At 71.4% G+C, this 15,851-nt stretch carries 15 protein-coding genes; 11 read left to right on the top strand and 4 right to left on the bottom strand.

Annotated elements, in window-relative coordinates:
* Positions 1-77 precede the first annotated feature (77 nt).
* Genes FHS29_RS23545 through FHS29_RS23555 form a run of 3 tightly spaced genes read left to right on the top strand, consistent with a single transcriptional unit; the run spans position 78 to position 2,610 of the window.
* A complete protein-coding gene (locus FHS29_RS23545; RefSeq protein ID WP_184693900.1) occupies positions 78-554 on the top strand; it encodes an MSMEG_6728 family protein in 477 nt (158 codons plus the stop codon).
* On the top strand, positions 551-1,612 hold the full coding sequence (locus tag FHS29_RS23550; protein ID WP_184693902.1) for a carboxylate-amine ligase: 1,062 nt from the start codon (positions 551-553) through the stop codon (positions 1,610-1,612). The genes FHS29_RS23545 and FHS29_RS23550 overlap by 4 nt, the downstream gene beginning before the upstream one ends.
* Before the next feature lie 5 nt (positions 1,613-1,617).
* Positions 1,618-2,610, top strand: coding sequence for an iron-containing redox enzyme family protein (locus tag FHS29_RS23555; protein WP_184694161.1), 993 nt, complete (start codon positions 1,618-1,620; stop codon positions 2,608-2,610).
* 39 nt (positions 2,611-2,649) lie between these two features.
* On the opposite strand, the gene FHS29_RS23560 is transcribed toward FHS29_RS23555, so the two are convergent.
* On the bottom strand, positions 2,650-2,844 hold the full coding sequence (locus FHS29_RS23560) for a CDGSH iron-sulfur domain-containing protein (RefSeq protein ID WP_184693904.1): 195 nt from the start codon (positions 2,842-2,844) through the stop codon (positions 2,650-2,652).
* The gene (locus FHS29_RS23565; protein WP_184693906.1) at positions 2,828-3,475 is read right to left on the bottom strand and encodes a HemK2/MTQ2 family protein methyltransferase; all 648 of its coding nucleotides are present in this window, start codon (positions 3,473-3,475) and stop codon (positions 2,828-2,830) included. The genes FHS29_RS23560 and FHS29_RS23565 overlap by 17 nt, the downstream gene beginning before the upstream one ends.
* Before the next feature lie 230 nt (positions 3,476-3,705).
* On the opposite strand from FHS29_RS23565, the gene FHS29_RS23570 reads away from it, so the two are divergent.
* The 6 genes from FHS29_RS23570 (at position 3,706) to FHS29_RS23595 (ending at position 10,872) form a co-directional block, all read left to right on the top strand.
* Complete coding sequence (locus tag FHS29_RS23570) at positions 3,706-5,028, top strand: serine/threonine protein kinase (RefSeq protein WP_281391691.1); 1,323 nt, start codon at positions 3,706-3,708, stop codon at positions 5,026-5,028.
* A 307-nt stretch (positions 5,029-5,335) separates the two neighbouring features.
* A complete protein-coding gene (locus FHS29_RS23575) occupies positions 5,336-6,388 on the top strand; it encodes a fatty acid desaturase family protein (protein ID WP_184693910.1) in 1,053 nt (350 codons plus the stop codon).
* Between the two features lie 620 nt (positions 6,389-7,008).
* On the top strand, positions 7,009-8,028 hold the full coding sequence (locus tag FHS29_RS23580) for a heme oxygenase-like domain-containing protein (RefSeq protein WP_184693912.1): 1,020 nt from the start codon (positions 7,009-7,011) through the stop codon (positions 8,026-8,028).
* A gap of 12 nt (positions 8,029-8,040) precedes the next feature.
* On the top strand, positions 8,041-9,096 hold the full coding sequence (locus tag FHS29_RS23585) for a thiaminase II/PqqC family protein (protein ID WP_184693914.1): 1,056 nt from the start codon (positions 8,041-8,043) through the stop codon (positions 9,094-9,096).
* A gap of 38 nt (positions 9,097-9,134) precedes the next feature.
* Positions 9,135-9,974: a DMT family transporter gene (locus tag FHS29_RS23590; RefSeq protein ID WP_312865069.1), complete on the top strand. Its 840-nt coding sequence runs from the start codon at positions 9,135-9,137 to the stop codon at positions 9,972-9,974.
* A 1-nt stretch (position 9,975) separates the two neighbouring features.
* Positions 9,976-10,872, top strand: a complete 897-nt coding sequence (locus FHS29_RS23595) for a GNAT family N-acetyltransferase (RefSeq protein ID WP_184693918.1) — start codon at positions 9,976-9,978, stop codon at positions 10,870-10,872.
* A gap of 55 nt (positions 10,873-10,927) precedes the next feature.
* Here the strand turns inward: FHS29_RS23595 and FHS29_RS23600 are convergent, their stop codons facing one another.
* Both FHS29_RS23600 and FHS29_RS23605 read right to left on the bottom strand, forming a co-directional pair.
* Positions 10,928-11,413, bottom strand: a complete 486-nt coding sequence (locus FHS29_RS23600; protein WP_184693920.1) for a hypothetical protein — start codon at positions 11,411-11,413, stop codon at positions 10,928-10,930.
* 272 nt (positions 11,414-11,685) lie between these two features.
* The gene (locus FHS29_RS23605) at positions 11,686-11,835 is read right to left on the bottom strand and encodes a hypothetical protein (protein ID WP_184693922.1); all 150 of its coding nucleotides are present in this window, start codon (positions 11,833-11,835) and stop codon (positions 11,686-11,688) included.
* Positions 11,836-12,675: 840 nt separating this feature from the next.
* On the opposite strand from FHS29_RS23605, the gene FHS29_RS23610 reads away from it, so the two are divergent.
* On the top strand, positions 12,676-12,900 hold the full coding sequence (locus tag FHS29_RS23610) for a hypothetical protein (protein WP_184693924.1): 225 nt from the start codon (positions 12,676-12,678) through the stop codon (positions 12,898-12,900).
* Between the two features lie 124 nt (positions 12,901-13,024).
* Positions 13,025-15,811, top strand: coding sequence for an AfsR/SARP family transcriptional regulator (locus tag FHS29_RS23615; RefSeq protein ID WP_184693926.1), 2,787 nt, complete (start codon positions 13,025-13,027; stop codon positions 15,809-15,811).
* Positions 15,812-15,851: the final 40 nt, after the last annotated feature.

The raw sequence follows: 15,851 nt of genomic DNA on the forward strand, positions 1-15,851 counted from the left end.
GCGTCGCCGCGCGGACACTCACACCGGCATTCCGCGTGCCCTGCCATAAAGCCGCCGCGACCGGGTACCCGTCGAGCGTGCAGACGTTCCTACCCCACCCCGACTTCGCCGCGACCGCGCGCGTGCTGGACAAGCGGCGGTTGGGGAAGCAGCGGGTCGAGGCGATCCAGGTGTTGCGCGGCCTGGTCGTGCCCGGCTACGGCTGGCGGCACCACCCGGCGGTCAAGATGTGGACCGGGTACGAGGAGGCGTTGGTGCGGTACGGCTTGGAGATCTGCACCGCCTGGTGCGAGTACGGGCACGCCGACACGTGCGCCGCCACGCTGCGCGCCGGACTGCTGGAGGTCAGGGGCGACACGAAGGTCCGCGACCAGGCCGAACTGGCCGCGGCGGGCGACCTACCACCGTGGCTGGGCGACGAGGACCTGCACCGCAGCCACCGCTCGGCGCTGGTGCGCAAGGACCCGGCGCACTACGGGCCGCTGTTCCCCGACGTGCCGGCGGACCTGCCGTACGTGTGGCCCGACTCCGACCGCGCCCGGCGCATCGCATGACGACCGTCGGTGTGGAGGAGGAGTTCCTCCTCGTGGACGAGGCCACCAGGCTGACCGTGCCGCGGGCCGAGGCGGTGTTGAAGAGGGTCGCGGAGTTGCCGCCCGGCGCGAACACCCACCGCGAGCTGCTCGGCACCCAGGTGGAGTTCGCCAGCGGGGTGTGCGAGGACCTCGCCGGGCTGCACGGCCAACTGGTCGCGGGCCGGCACGCCCTGGCGCGGGCCGCCGCCGAGGAGGGCGCGCTGCTCGTGCCGTCGGGCACGCCGGTCCTCAGCGCCCCCGCCCCGCTCGCCGACGGCGACCGGTTCCGGCAGATCGCCGACCTGTACGCCGGGCAGGTCGCGGACTACCAGTGCTGCGGCTGCCACGTGCACGTCGGCGTGCCGGACCGCGAGACGGCCGTGGCGGTCCTCAACCACCTGCGCCCGTGGCTGCCGACGCTGCTGGCGCTGTCGGTCAACTCCCCGTTCTCGCACGGCCGGGACACCGGCTTCGGCAGCTGGCGGATGGTGGAGCAGTCCCGCTTCCCGGGTTCGGGCGTGCCGCCGCGGTTCGGGTCGGCGGCCGAGTACGACGCCGCCGTCCGGCGGCTGGTGGACTGCGGTGTGCTGGCGGACGCGGCGATGACCTTCTGGCTGGCCCGGCCGTCGCCCCGGTACCCGACCGTGGAGGTGCGGGTCGCGGACACGGCGGTCACCGCGGCGGAAGCCGTCTTCCAGGCGGGTCTGACGCGTGCGCTGGTGGACCGGGCGGTGGCCGACCTGGCGGCCGGGCGGGAAGCGCCGGAGTTCGACCAGCAGGTGCTGGCGGCGGCCGTGTGGACGGCCTCGCGGTACGGCGTGGACGGTCCCGGCGTGGACCCGTGGCGCGGCGCCACCGTGCCGGCCGCGGACCTGGTGCGACGGCTGCTGGACCACGTCGGCGGTGAACCGGCCGCCATTCCCCCGACCGGCGCTCAGCGCCAACGACGGGCAGCGGAGGGTGGGCCGACCGCGCTGGTCGACTGGCTGGCGTCGATGTGCATCGCCTCGGCCGATCCGGGTAACCCGCCGACGTGACACACATGCTGCAAGGTCTGGAAACCGCCGTCCTCCCCACCGCACGGGGACCGGTGTCCGATGCCGTCATCACCGCCCTGCGGTCCGAACCGTCCGTCCACTTCGCACCGGACGAGGCGCGGCGGGCCGACCCGTACGGCGAGGACCTGCAACTGGCGCTGCACGTGTGCTACGAGCTGCACTACCGGGGTTTCCGCGGCGTCTCGCCGGACTGGGAGTGGGATCCGGAGCTGATCCGGCTGCGGTCGGTGATGGAGCGGGTCTTCAGCGACGCGCTGCACGCCGACCTGCCCGGCCGCGCGCACATCGGCGACGTGCTGGACGAGCTGCTGGTGGAGCCGGTGGACGGCCAAGGCGTGAGCCACTACCTGCGGGACGAGGGCCAGTGGTGGCAGATGCGCGAGTACTTCGTCCACCGGTCGATCTACCACCTCAAGGAGGCCGACCCGCACGCGTGGGCGATCCCGCGCCTGACCGGTCGGGCGAAGGCCGCGCTGGTGGCCGTGGAGTTCGACGAGTTCGGCGGCGGTCGGGGCGACCGGATGCACTCGCAGCTGTACGCCCGGCTGCTCGCCGGCGCGAGCCTGGAGACCGGCTACCTGCACTACCTCGACCACGTGCCCGCGCCGATCCTGGCAACGGTGAACCTGATGTCGATGTGCGGCCTGCACCGGGCGCTGCGCGGCGCGCTGGTGGGCCACTTCGCGGCGGCCGAGATCACCACCGCGCCCAGCGCCGCACGACTGGCCAAGGCGTTGGAGCGGATGGACGCGCACCCCGACTGCATCGAGTTCTTCACCGAGCACATCGAGGCGGACGCCGTCCACGAACAGGTGATGAGGCACGACGTCGTGGGCGACCTGGTGGCGCGCGAACCGGAACTGGCCGACTCCATCGTCTTCGGTGTGCGGGCCACGGAACTGCTGGAACAGCGGCTGGCCGACCACCTGCTCGGTTCGTGGGCGGCCGGGCGCAGCTCGCTGATCCAGCAGTTGTGACGCACGCGGTGTGAGCCGACTCTGTGAGCCGACTGCGACTCAGCGCCGCCGCGTGCGGTGGCTGGTGTCGCAGAACGGGTACCGCTTGCTGCGGCGGCACGCGCACACCGCGACGACGAACCGGTCCGACTCGACCACCGTGCCGTCCTCCAGCACCATCTCGACCGGGCCTTCCACGAGCAACGGGCCACCGGGGACCACGGTGACCCGGCGCTTGTCACGCGACGTCGGCACGGACCACCACCAGTTCCTCCTGCTCCTGACCAGGCGCGAGGTAACCGTTGTCCCGCAACCACTTCGCCCGCCCGCGCAGCACCGGTCCGAAAGGCACGGTCCGACGCGCGACGACAGAGGCCTTCAACCCACCGCCCCGCAACTGGTGCAGCGTGGCGTCCTCGTCGCACAGTTGCGAGTGGACGATCAGCGCCATCCCCTTGTCCGCCAACAGCAAAGGGAGCACGGCGCACAACCGGTCCAGCACCGCACGCCCCCTCTCCCCCGCGTCCCAGGCCCGCGCGCGCCCCTTGGGCTCATACGACTCGCTCGGCACATAGGGCGGATTGGACAGCACGACGTCGAACCGCCGCTGCCCCACCAGATCCCCGAAGTCGGTCCGCAGCGCCCTGAGGGGCACCCGGCGAACCCACCCGTTGACCCGGGCCGCCGTCACCGCCCGCCGGCTGACGTCCACGGCGGTCACCTCGCCGGCACCCGCCAAGCCGGCCACCACACCCAACGCCCCGGTGCCCGTGCAGACGTCCAGGACGCTCGCACCCACCGGAACCCCCGCTTCGGCCAACGCCTCGGCGACCAGCCACGTGTCGTCCTGCGGGCGGTACACCCCAGGCGGTCTCCACAGCCACATGGGACCAAAATTCCCGGATATCGACCCGCCAAACGGCAAGTCCACGACGGACCGATCGGCGGTGTCCCGTTTCCCCCGTCAGGCGAGCCCCGGCGCCGACCACCGACCGACCGGCGGACCTCCCGTCCGCGACGTCCGCCGGCCCGTGGGTGCGGAGCGCCGACTGATCGACGTTTGCACGCTCCCACGGTTGGGCACCCGACAACGGTCCGCTGAGACGACCGGAAGGTATGACGGTGTCACGGTCGGTAAGTGAAAACCTGTTGGCCGGGCGGTACCGGCTCTTGGAGCCGGTCGGGTCCGGTGGCATGGCCGAGGCTCGCCGCGCCTGGGACGTCCTCCTGCGGCGGCACGTCGCCGTCAAGCTGTTCCAGCCGCACTCCGACCCGGGCGCCGACCGGCGGTTCGACGACGAGGTGCGCGCCCTGGCCGGGCTCTGCCACCCGGGGCTGGTGTCCGTCTACGACGCCGACACCCACGACGGCACCCCGTTCGTGGTGCTGCAACTGGTCGAGGGCCGCACCCTGCGGGAGCGGATCGCCCAGGCACCGTTGCCACTCGACCAGGTGCGCCACCTCGGGGCCGGACTGGCCGACGCACTGGAGCACGTGCACTCCCACCACCTGGTGCACCGCGAGGTCAACCCGTCGAACATCCTGCTCGACAGCGAGGACAACCCTTACCTCACCGACTTCGGCCTGTCCCGCCTCACCGGCGCGACGAAGCCGGCGCGGACCGACCAACTGGTGGACGCAGCCTCCTACCTCGCCCCGGAGCAGGTGCAAGGCGAGGAGGTCGGCCACCAGGCCGACGTCTACGCCCTCGGCCTGGTCCTCCTGGAGTGCCTGACCGGGCGGCGCGAGTACCAGGGCGGCGACGTCGAAGCCGCGATCGCCCGGCTGCACCGTCCACCGGCCGTGCCGGAGGGCCTGCCCACCGACGTGGAGCGACTGCTGTCGCGGATGACGGCACTCGCACCGCACGACCGGCCCACGGCCCACGACTGCGCACAGGTCCTGCGGGTACCGACCTTCCGCCCCGGCGGCGCCGCCTCCCCGGCCAGGGACAAAGCGGCGGGCGCCGCCACCACGAAGGTCACGCCCCGTCCCGAGCCGCGCCCGACGTGGAAGACGCTCGTGGCCTCGGCAGGCGCGATGGTCGGCGCGTTCGCCATCACCGTGGCCGCGACCTCGGGCCAGCAACCGGCGGCCTCCGGACCCACCTCCCCCGCCACGTCCGGGTCCTCGGCACAGCCGGTCGCCTCCACGACGCAGACCTCGTCGGACGCACCACAGGACCGGGCCAGGCCCCAGCTCATCATCGGCAGCCCCCGACCGACCGTCACACCGGAGGTCACGACGTCGGCGGCAACGCCTCCCTCCACGGCGCAACCCGCGACCGAGTCGAAACCCGAGACCACGACGGCTCCGGTCGTCACCACCACCACCGAACCGCAGCCGTCGACGTCGGTGACGCCGACTTCGGAGCCGTCGACGACCAGCCCCGAACCCAGCGAGCCGACTGCGCCCACCGAGGACGCCGGCAAGCCTTGACCGGGCCGTACCACCCGGACAGCCACAGCCGTCACGGTCTTCGCGGTCGGGCAGTCACTACCCGCTCGCAAAGCTGACCGGCGGTAACGGATTAAGCCATTCGGCCCAGAGCCGGGTGTAAAATAGGGGTCCGCGGACCGAAATGGGAACCATTTGGACGCGGACCGAGTTGTACTGACGACCTCAAATCTGTTCGCAGTGCATGACGCGACGAGCCGATGTCCGACCTCCGACCGGCAGAAGTCAGGCCTGCGTCTTCCGAGCAGTCCTGCCGTCTCGGTCCGAAGGCGGCCCAGAAAGTAGACACATGACCTCATCGCCCTTGTCCGCCACGCGTCCTCCCGACGTCCGGCGCGGCAGCGACTTCGCCCGCCTGACCAGAGAGGTCAAGGACGCCGGACTGCTGGACCGGCGGCGTGGGTACTACGCCCTGCGCATGGCGATCAACGTGCTCCTGCTCGCGGCGGGCGCCCTGACGTTCGTGGTGCTGGGCGAGTCGTGGTGGCAGGTGCTGACCGCGGTGTTCTTCGCCTTCGTGTTCACCCAGTTCGCGTTCATCGGCCACGACGCCGGGCACCGGCAGATCTTCCGCAGCCACCGGCACAACGACCTGGTCGGGCACCTGCACGGCGGGATCACCGGGATCAGCTACCAGTGGTGGGTCGGCAAGCACAACCGCCACCACGCCAACCCCAACCACGAGGACCACGACCCGGACATCGAGATCCACGCCATCGCCTTCAGCCGCGACCAGGCGGACTCCAAGCAGGGCCTGTACCGGTGGATCACCAAGTACCAGGCGTTCCTGTTCTTCCCGCTGCTGCTGGCCGAGGCCATCGTGCTGCGGATCTCCGGCCTGCAGGCACTGTGGCGCCGTGAGCTGGTGAAGCCCTGGCGGGAAGCCGCCCTGCAGATCCTCCCCGCCGCCGCTTACCTCGCCGCGGTGTTCCTGGTGCTGTCCCCGTTGCAGGCGGTCGTGTTCATCGCGGTGCACCAGGGCCTGATGGGCGTCTACCTCGGTTGCTCCTTCGCCCCGAACCACAAGGGCATGCCCATCATCGCCCCCGGCGAGCGGTTGGACCACCTCCGCAAACAGGTCCTCACCTCGCGCAACGTCACCGGCGGGCGATGGGTCGACGCCCTGCTCGGCGGCCTGAACCACCAGGTCGAGCACCACCTGTTCCCGCACATGCCCCGCCCGAACCTGCGTCGCGCGCAGCCCATCGTCGAAGACTTCTGCGCCCGGCACGGCATCCCCTACAGCAAGGCGGGCCTGCGCTCCTCCTACGCCCAGGTCCTGCGCCACCTGCACGACGCGGGCGCATCCCTGCGCCACGCCACCCCGGCCCCACAGGCATAAGCACGCAGGACGTGCGGCGAACCCCGGCGGCGTTGCGACCGGGTGAACGCGCCGCTGGTCGGCACCGGGAAGCGACCGGGTTGTAGAGCCCCGGACGCTTCCCGGCACTGCTTCGACCCGACGGGTCGGGCGCGTGTCCAGGGCCGGGATCCGGCCAGGTGCTCAAACCCCGGGAAGACCTTCACCACTCCCGCCGCGGCTCCGGACCAGCGTGCCCGGCACCGATCGCGCCGGCGCCGACGGGCTCTTGATCGCCACGTTCTCCCCCGCCGGTCCTGCACGTGCGAGTGGCCGAGCACGGGTTTCGGCTCGTTCGGAAAGATCACCTTCACCGACCGTTATCCGTGCTGGTGACGCGGGCGGCGCGGGCCCCTCGATTACCTCGTTCGGTCCATTGCCGGTCGGCCGGCAGCGTGGAAGCATCGGCTGCGTACCGGTCAATTGTACTATTCGGACAATGGGGGTGGAAATGCGCATCAAGCGTCGTGCCAAGGTAACGGCCCTGTCGGCCGTGCACCTCTGAGCGAACGTTTCCGTCTCACGCCGAGACGAATGAGCGGTAACCGGCGTCGATCAGTCGGTGCCGGTTACCGCGACAACTCTCGAATTGGGGGATTGTGGTGACGGACAGTTTTGTTCCGAGCAAACCTCGACTGCGCGCGGAACTGCGGGTCAGTGCCGCCGGAGCGGCCGAACTGCACACCTCGGGCGGTGTCCTGGACGTCGAGCCGCCCGACGGGATGACGCAGGACGACTTCGTCCGGCTGCTCAGCCACCTCGACGGCAGCACTACCGTCGAGACGCTGGCCAGCGAGAACGGCATCGAGGACAGCCTCGTCCGGGAGGTCGTCGCACCGGCGGTGGTGTGGGGGCTGGTCGACGACGGCGCGGTGCCGCGCGCGTCCTCCGGCCTCGCCGTGCTCTCCCGGCTGGAGGAGGTCTTCAACCGCCAACTGGAGGACCTCATTTTCTCCGGGCCTTTCTGGCAGGCCGTGCTGGAGCGGCCGGAGACCGTCCACCACAACGTCTTCTACGGTTTCGGACTGGAGAACTGGTTCTTCCTGTTCCGGGAGAACGAGTTCGACGCGGCCGTTCTCGCGCTGGCCGAGAACGCCGAGATGCGCGCCATGCTGAACGGCTTCTACCACGAGGAGCACCGGCACGACGACATCGTCGTGCGGGCCTTCCGGCCGCTCGGCGTCGGCAAGGACGATCTTTTGCGCGCCCGGCCGCTGCCGACCACTTCGGGACTCATCAAACTGTTGTCCTGGTGGGCGCGGACCGACCCGATGTTCTTCCTGGCCACCATCGGCATCCTCGAAGGTCGACTCGATTCCGACACGGTCGGTGCCAACGGTCAGATCGCCTACGACTCGTTCCTGTCCGCCTGCGACCGGGTCGGCGTGGACGCGGACTTCGTCGGTCCCATGCGCGAGCACGCCCGGGTCAACGCGGGCCACGACCACGCCTCGGTCAGCCGTGAGCTGTTCGCGCTCGTGCCCGGCGTCGACGAGGACACCGAACGGCGCTGGATCGCCAAGACGCACCTGTTCATGGAGGCCTACGCCGAGTTCTTCAACGGCATCCTCGACTACTACGCCGACCCCCGACGTCCGCTGCTGCGCAGCGTCGAGTTCTGAGCTGGAGGCACGATGAGCACCCTGGTCGGCTTCCGGCGGCCCTCGCTGCGCGAAGGCGTCACCCGGACGCGCACGCCGGACAACGGCACGGAGTTCAGCTACCTGGACGGCCGCAGGTTCGTCGAGTTCGAGTTCGACCCGGACCGCGCGGACCGGTTCCACGAGTTCATCGACGCGCTGGCGAGCGGCGAGCTCGGCGCGTCGGACCTCGCGGCGGCGTTCCCCGGCACGCCGGAGGAGTACGCCGAGATGCTCGAAGCGCTCGACGAGCAGGGCATGATCGTCGAAGCCGAGCAGACCGCGGAAGCGGGCATGAGCGGCATCACCGCGTACGCGACCCTGCGGCGGCACGCCGAGGAGGTGCGCGCCACCGTGCACAGCCCGCTGATCAAGGCGCTGGTCGACGGCACCGTGACGCGCGACCAGCTCATCGGCTACGCCATCGAGTACTGGCACGTCACGCACCTGTGCCCGCGTGCGCTGGCCCCCGTCCTGGCCCGCGACGACCTCGGCATCGAGGTGTGGACCAAGCTCATGGACTTCTACCAGAGCGAGCGCAACCACGACCGCATGATGGAGAAGTCACTGTCGGCGGTGGGGATCACCCGGGCGCAGCTGCTGCGCACGCAGCCGTTGCCGGCGACCGCCGCCGTCATGGCCTCGCTCGGCGTCTACGCGTACAACTTCCCGGTCGCGCTGATCGCGACGCTGTTCCCCATGGAGGAGCCCGAACTGGACTTCCTGGACCTGTTCCGGGAGCGGTGCGCGGAACTCGACCTGCCCGAGGGGTTCGTCAAGCCCATCGTGGCCCACTCCGACGTCAACGAGGACGAGGCCCACGACGCGGTGTCGCTGGACCTGCTCGCGGAAATCCCGTACCTCGGCACGGAGACCGTGCGCGAGTGCGCCAAGGCCGTCGCCGACGTGATCGAGCAGCGCGCCCGGATCGACGCCCAGATCATCTCCTGGTACGGCAACGGCGGAGGTGTCCGGGACCTCGCGTCCGCGGAGTACCCGACGGCCGCCGGAAAGGCACTCACTTGCGCCCCGCTGACGTTGCCGGCATAGCTGTTCTCGCCACGGTCTGGGGCACCAACTTCCTCCTGGTGGAGGAAGCCCTGGAGGGCCTCAACCCGACCCAGATCGTGGCGATCCGGTTGGCGCTGGGCGGGATCGCACTGCTCCTGCTGGTCCGGGCGACCCGCACGGCGTTGCCGGGCAAGGGGTCGACCTGGGTGAAGCTGGCCGGCATGGGGTTGCTCGGCCAGGCCATCCCGTGGCTGCTGTTCGCCTCGGGCCAGGAGGAGGTGACCAGCGCGCTGGCCGGCCTGTACACCGGGCTGACGCCGCTGCTGACCATCCCCGTGGCGTGGCTGTTCCTGCGGGAACGGCCCAGCACGGCGGCGATCTGCGCCTGCCTGGTCGGGTTCGCGGGGCTCGCGGTCGTGCTGGCACCGTGGAGCGGCGGCGGTGACGTGTCGCTGCGCGGGCAGCTGCTGTGCCTGGGCGGTGCCGCGTGCTACGCCGTCGCCTACAGCTACGCGGGCCGGATGATGAAGACGGTGGACGACACGAAGCTGTCGCTGGCCGCGTCGCAGGCGTTGACGGCCACCGTGATCATGGTGCCGGTGAGCAGCGGGCAGCTCGTCGAACCGGCCACGGCGACGTGGCTGATCGTGGTCTGCCTGGCGCTGCTCGGCCTCGGCACGGCGGTGGCCTTCGTGGTCAACTACTGGCTGATCGCCCGGGTCGGCCCGGTGTCGGCCTCGCTGGCGTTCTACCTGATCCCGATCGTCGCGGTGGTGGCGGGCATGGTCGTGCGCGGCGAACGGCTGCACCCCAACGAGGTCGTCGGCTCGGTGCTGATCCTCGCCGCGCTGGCCGCCCTCTACCTGTGGGAGCGCGCGCGGGACAAGCGCACGCCGGTCGCGGCGGAGGCGCACTGACGTGGAGATCCGTGACGACCACGGCCTGGCGGTGGCCATCGCGTCGGTGGACGAGGCCTTGGGCGGCTCGTTCCCGGACGTCACCGTCGTCCGCGTCCCCGATCCGCCGAGGGACAGCTGGGAAGCCCTGGCACAGCGGGGGTTCCTGCGCAAACCCGCGTGGCTGACGTGGCTCTCGCCGACGTGCGGCAGTGACGCGGAGTGGCTCGCGCAGCTCACCCGCAGCGCCCGGAACAACATGCGCGGCGCACGTCGTCGCGTGGCCGCAGACCTGAGGGTGGACGTGCGGCAGCCGGTGACACCGGAGCTGCTGGACGACTTCCTCGTGCTGTACGAGGCGATGGTCGCGACGATGCCGCACGGCGTGACGTTCGCCAGTTCGCTGCGGGACGCGGTGCTCGCCGACGAACGCCACTTCGCCGTCTACGCGGTCGGGGCGGACGGCCTGGCCGGGTGCGTGCTGTGCCGGGAGGACGCCGACAGCGGGCGCCTGCTCGTGCGGTTCTCCGCGTTCGCGCCGCGGTGGCGGCAGGTCGGGCTGGCGCGGGTGCTGTACGCGGAGGCGGTGGGAGCCGCGCGGGAGAAGGGCTACCGGCAGGTCACGTTGGGCAACGACCCCAACCTGTACGGGCACATCGCGCAGCCGGGGCTGTTCGCGTTCAAGGCGGGCCTGGGGTTCACGCCCGTGCCCGCGCCGCCGTTCGGGGTGACCGCGTGGCGGGACGAGGCCGATCTGGTGCGATCGTTGACCGGGCTCGGTGACCTCGCGCTGGTGCTGAGCTACACCGACGCCGCTTCGGACGCGTTCCGGCTGGACGTGCACAGCCGGGACCGGGTGGACCTCACCGCCTACACCCGGCCGTTCGTGGTCGAGACGCGGTGGCACTCGTTGAGCTGAACCGAGGCATCCCGCCGGGTGGATCCGCAGCCGGGCCCGGCGCGGCCGGCGCCGTTCACTCCGAGAAGGTCACCGGGCCCTTGGCCATGGAGAACTGCGTGCCCTGGATGACGGCGACGTACGCCTCCGCCTTGCCCGGCTTCCACTCGACGGGCTTCTTCGCCGCGGAGCCCGGCTGCTGCTGCTCGGTCTCGACGACGACCTTCCACTTGCCCTCGACCGGGGCGCGGCCCTGACCGCCGTCGTCGCACTCGACGGTGTCCGACTCGCCGACGCCCGCGGTGGTGTCCTGCTTGACGGCCAGCACGACCCTGGTGAACTCGACCGGCGACTCGTTCTCCGGGCAGCTCACCGTCCCGGTGAACTCGAAGCCGTCCTGGCCCTTGGTGACCTTCTCGTCGATGACGACCTTGCCCGTGCCGGGGGCCGTCATCGTAGGTTCCGCCACCACCACCGCCGGCGACGACGCCGCCGCCGCACACACGCCGACCACCAGGCCCGCCGCCGCCAAGGTCCGGCCGAACACCACTGGGAACGCCATCACAACCTCCTGTTTCGCACGGCCGTCCTGACCGCGTTCATGCCAGAGGCGGGATGCCCGTGCCCCCGGCCGAAAAACGACGGCACCACGACGGCCACTCGAAGGGGTAGCGGACAGCACTCGCCCGGGGGACAAGAGGCCCGTTGTCACTGCTGGTCACCGCCGGTCCGCGAGGTGACAGCCCCCGGTTCGTCCCGGTGATCGAGGGCATCCGGGTGCCCGGGTCGGTGGCGGGCGCGACGCCATCCGGCTACGCCACCTTTGGACACGGCCTAGGCGCGGAACGGGTTGAGGTCCTTGAGCAGGTCGAGGAGCGGCGTGAGCAGTTCGAGGGCCGTTTCGCGGGCCGCCGGCACGAAGATGATCAACGCCACCACCAGCGCCACGTACGGTGCCACACTGCGCTTGCGCCTCGCTGCCATGCGCACCCCCGCGAACGTTGCGACGTTGCCGTTCCCAGCATGGCACGCGACCACTCGCTGCGAGATCGCCCGACCGGTGCCGGGAACCGCAATCACCGATCGGTTGCCGGGAACCACGCGGGATTCCACCACGCCTGCCCCAACCGCGTGCCCCGCGCAAGCGAAGGGGTGGTCGGCGGACCGGTCTCCCTCTGCCCGCCGGCCACCCACTCCGTAGGCGCAGCCCCTGCCGCTGCGCCGGATCGGACGGGCACTCGCCGGCCGTAGTGCGGAACCCGACCCGGTGCCGTCGTCCGATCCGCCACCCAGTCCACCAGGCGAGCCGGATGGAAACCAGGCAGAACAACCGGCGGAATTAGCGGTCCCGACCGTGTCGAGGCCCGTCCGACACGGCAGACGTCACCACACGCACCACACCGCCCGACCCACGGCACCGACCGCAGTCCGCCCCACAGGGCCGGGGTCACCGGGTCGACGGAGACCAAGGCGTAACTCTGGGGGAAGAACAGCACCTCGATCGAGGCGTCCAGGTCTTCGACCGCCGCGATGGCACACAGCTCGCCGTTCTCGTTCACGCTCATTCCAACGAAAGCGGAAAGGCCGGTCGAAAAACGACACGCTCAAGCCGAAAATCAACGGTCGTGAAGGCGGCCGTTCGCGCAGCGCCGGGCTGTCGACTGCGGCAGACGCACGATCCGACCTGGACCGGAGAGGCGATCGCTTCACCTGTGGCGGCGGGATACGCTGTTCCCGATCGACTCGCCGGACTGGAGGCGTCTGATGCGGAGTCTGCGAAAGTTGCGTCACGTTCTCATCACCGTGGTTTTCACCGGAATGATGATGACAATCGCGAACGCACCCGCTTACGCGTACTGGATCTACCACTATGCCGGTGCCTTCGCCTCGGCGACGGCGTGTGAGGAGGAGCGCCAGGAATTCATCGAGCAGGAAACCAGTGCGGGGCAGATGTTCGTCGCGTACCCGTGCGGCTACCACGACCGCAACCCCGAGACCCGCTCCGGACCGGCGGGCTGGTACTTCCGGTGGGGGATCTTCGCCGCCTGAGACGACCTCCGCTCCGACCCCGGCAGGCGCGGCCGATCGGGTGAACCAGTTGTAAGGACCACCGCTGCCCCGAACGACCCGGTATCCCTATTTCGGCGGTCCGGGTCTCAAGGGGGACGGCGGGATGGCGGCGGTGTTCACCCTGCTCGGTGAGGTGACCGCGCACGTGGACGGGCGACCGGTCGACCTTGGACCGGCGCGGCAGCGGTGCGTCCTGGCGGCGCTGGCGGTGGACGCCGGTCAGGTGGTGTCGGTCGAGCGGGTGGTCGAGCGGGTCTGGGGCGCCGAGCCGCCCCGACGGGCGCGGGCCACCCTGCACAGCTACGTCTCCCGGCTGCGTCCCCTGCTGGGCACGGCGGGGCTGGTCCGGCGGCCGGGCGGCTACCTGCTGGACGTCGACGAGGCGGCCGTGGACCTGCACCGGTTCCGCGAACTCTGCGCGCAGGCGCGGGCCACCGCGGCCGACGAACACGCCGAGGCGCTGCTGACCGAGGCCCTGCGACTGTGCCACGGGGAGGCGTTGGCCGGCCTCGGCGGCGACTGGGCGCAAGCCGAGCGGGACCGATTCGGCGGGGAGCGGTCGGCCGCCGAGTGCGACCTGGTCGACGTCCGGCTGCGGCTGGGGCAGGGCGGGAACCTGGTGGCCGAGTTGTCCGCGCGGGCCGCCGGGTGCCCGTTGGACGAGCGGGTCGCGGCGCAGTACCTGCTGGCGCTGTGCCGCGCCGGTCGCCCCACCGAGGCGCTGGAGCACTACCGCCGGCTCCGGACCCTCATGGTCGGCGAACTCGGCACCGAACCCGGTACCGCACTGCGACAGCTGCACCAGCGGATCATCGACGACGATCCGGCGCTGACCGCGCCGGCCCGGAGCGGGGAGGGCACGCCACCCGCGCCGGTGCCGCGTCAGCTTCCCCCGGCGCCGCCGCGGTTCACCGGCCGTTCCGACGAACTCGCCGCGCTCACCGCCGGTCTGGACGGCACCGCGCCGGGCGGGCGGACCATGGTGATCTCCGCCATCGCCGGGGCGGGAGGCATCGGCAAGACCTGGCTGGCCCTGCACTGGGCCCACCACCACGTCGACCGGTTCCCGGACGGCCAGCTGTTCGTGGACCTCCAGGGGTTCAGCCCCACGGCGACCCCCATGGACCCGACCACCGCGTTGCGCGGGTTCCTGGACGCCCTCGGCGTCGACCCGCGCTCCGTCCCGCCCGACCCGCACGCCCAGGTCGGTCTGTACCGCAGCCTGGTGGCGGACAAGCGGGTGCTCGTCGTGGCGGACAACGCCCGCAACGCCGAGCAGGTGGTTCCGCTGCTGCCGGGCAGCCCGACCTGCACCGTGCTGGTCACCAGCCGGCACCGCCTCACCGGGCTGGCCACCGGTCACGGCGCCCGCCCGGTGCGGGTGGACGTGCTCTCCGATGCCGAGGCCCGCCAGGTGCTCGGGGACCGGCTGGGCGCCGAGCGGGTGGCCGCCGAACCGGACGCGGTGGCCGAGCTGTTGCGCTGCTGCAACGGGTTCCCGCTGGCCCTGGCCATCGTGGCCGGCCGCGCCTGCGCCAACCCCGGGTTCCCGCTGGCCGGGTTGGCCGACGAACTGCACGACGCGCGCCTGGACGTCCTGGACGACGACAACCCGACGGCCGGCCTGCGCGCGGTGCTGTCCTGGTCCCACCGCGCGCTGACCGCTGAGCAGGCGCGGGTGTTCGCATTGCTGGGCCTCGCGCCTGGTCCGGACATCGGACTGCCCGCGGTCGCCGACCTCGCCGACCTGCCCGACACCGCCACCCGTTCGGTCCTGCGCGCCCTGGAGGACCTCCACCTGGTGCAGCAACGGAGCCCGGCCCGGTGGCACATGCACGACCTGATCAAGCTCTACGCGGCCGACCTGGCCCACCAGGACCTCAGCGAACGCGAACGCGACGGGGCGCTGTCCCGCCTGGTCGACCACTACCTGCACACCGCCCACGCCGCCGACCGGCTGCTGCACCCGCACCGCCCACCGATCCGGTTCGACGAACCCCGGTCGAACTGCCGCCCACGGCACCTTGCCGACACCGGCGCGGCACTGGACTGGTTCACCGCCGAGCGCCACAACCTGCTGGCCGTCACCCGGCGCTTGTCGGACGACCACAGCCGAAGCGTGCGGGTCTGGCAGCTGGCCTGGGCCCTGGACACCTTCCTCTACCGCCAGGGACACCTCCACGACGCGGTCGCGGTGTGGCGGGCCGGGCTGGCCGCCGCCGACCGGCACGGCACCCCGGACGTCCGCGTCCTGGCCCACCGCCTGCTCGGTGCCGCCGTCACCTACGTCGGGCTGCACGACGAGGCGGTGGCACACCTGTCCAAGGCACTGGCCCTCGCCGAGGAGACCGGCGACGTGCTCGCCCGAGCGCACACCCACCGCTCCCTCGCCCAGACGGCGGAACGACAGGGCCACGAGCAGCGTGCGCTGGAGCACGCCGTCCGGGCGCTCGACCTGTACCGGGGCCTGGACCTGCCGGCGTTGGAAGCCCTGGCGCTCAACGCGGTGGGCTGGTACGAGGCCCTGCTGGGCGACTACGACCGGGCGCGCGCCCATTGCGAGGCAGCGCTGGACCGCGCGCAGGGCCGCCACCACGAGGTCGAAGCCGCCGCGCTGGACAGCCTGGGCTACATCGCCCACCGCATCGGCGACCACACCGCCGCCCTGGACCACTACCAGCGCGCCCTCACCCTGTTCCGCGCCCACGGCGACGCCTACAGCGAACCCGACACGCTCGACCGCCTCGGCCACCCCTACCGATCCCTCGGACAGACCGACCAGGCCCGTCACGCCTGGCAGCAGGCCGTTCAGCTGTATGAGGCCCAGCACCGCGGCGAGGAAGCCCGACGGGTCCGGGATCACCTCGACGAACTCGACCGCCGGGCTTGAACGGACCCACGGGTTCGGCTGGTTGGTTGGTAGACCGGGC

Source organism: Saccharothrix tamanrassetensis, from assembly GCF_014203665.1.
Lineage (GTDB): Bacteria > Actinomycetota > Actinomycetes > Mycobacteriales > Pseudonocardiaceae > Actinosynnema > Actinosynnema tamanrassetense.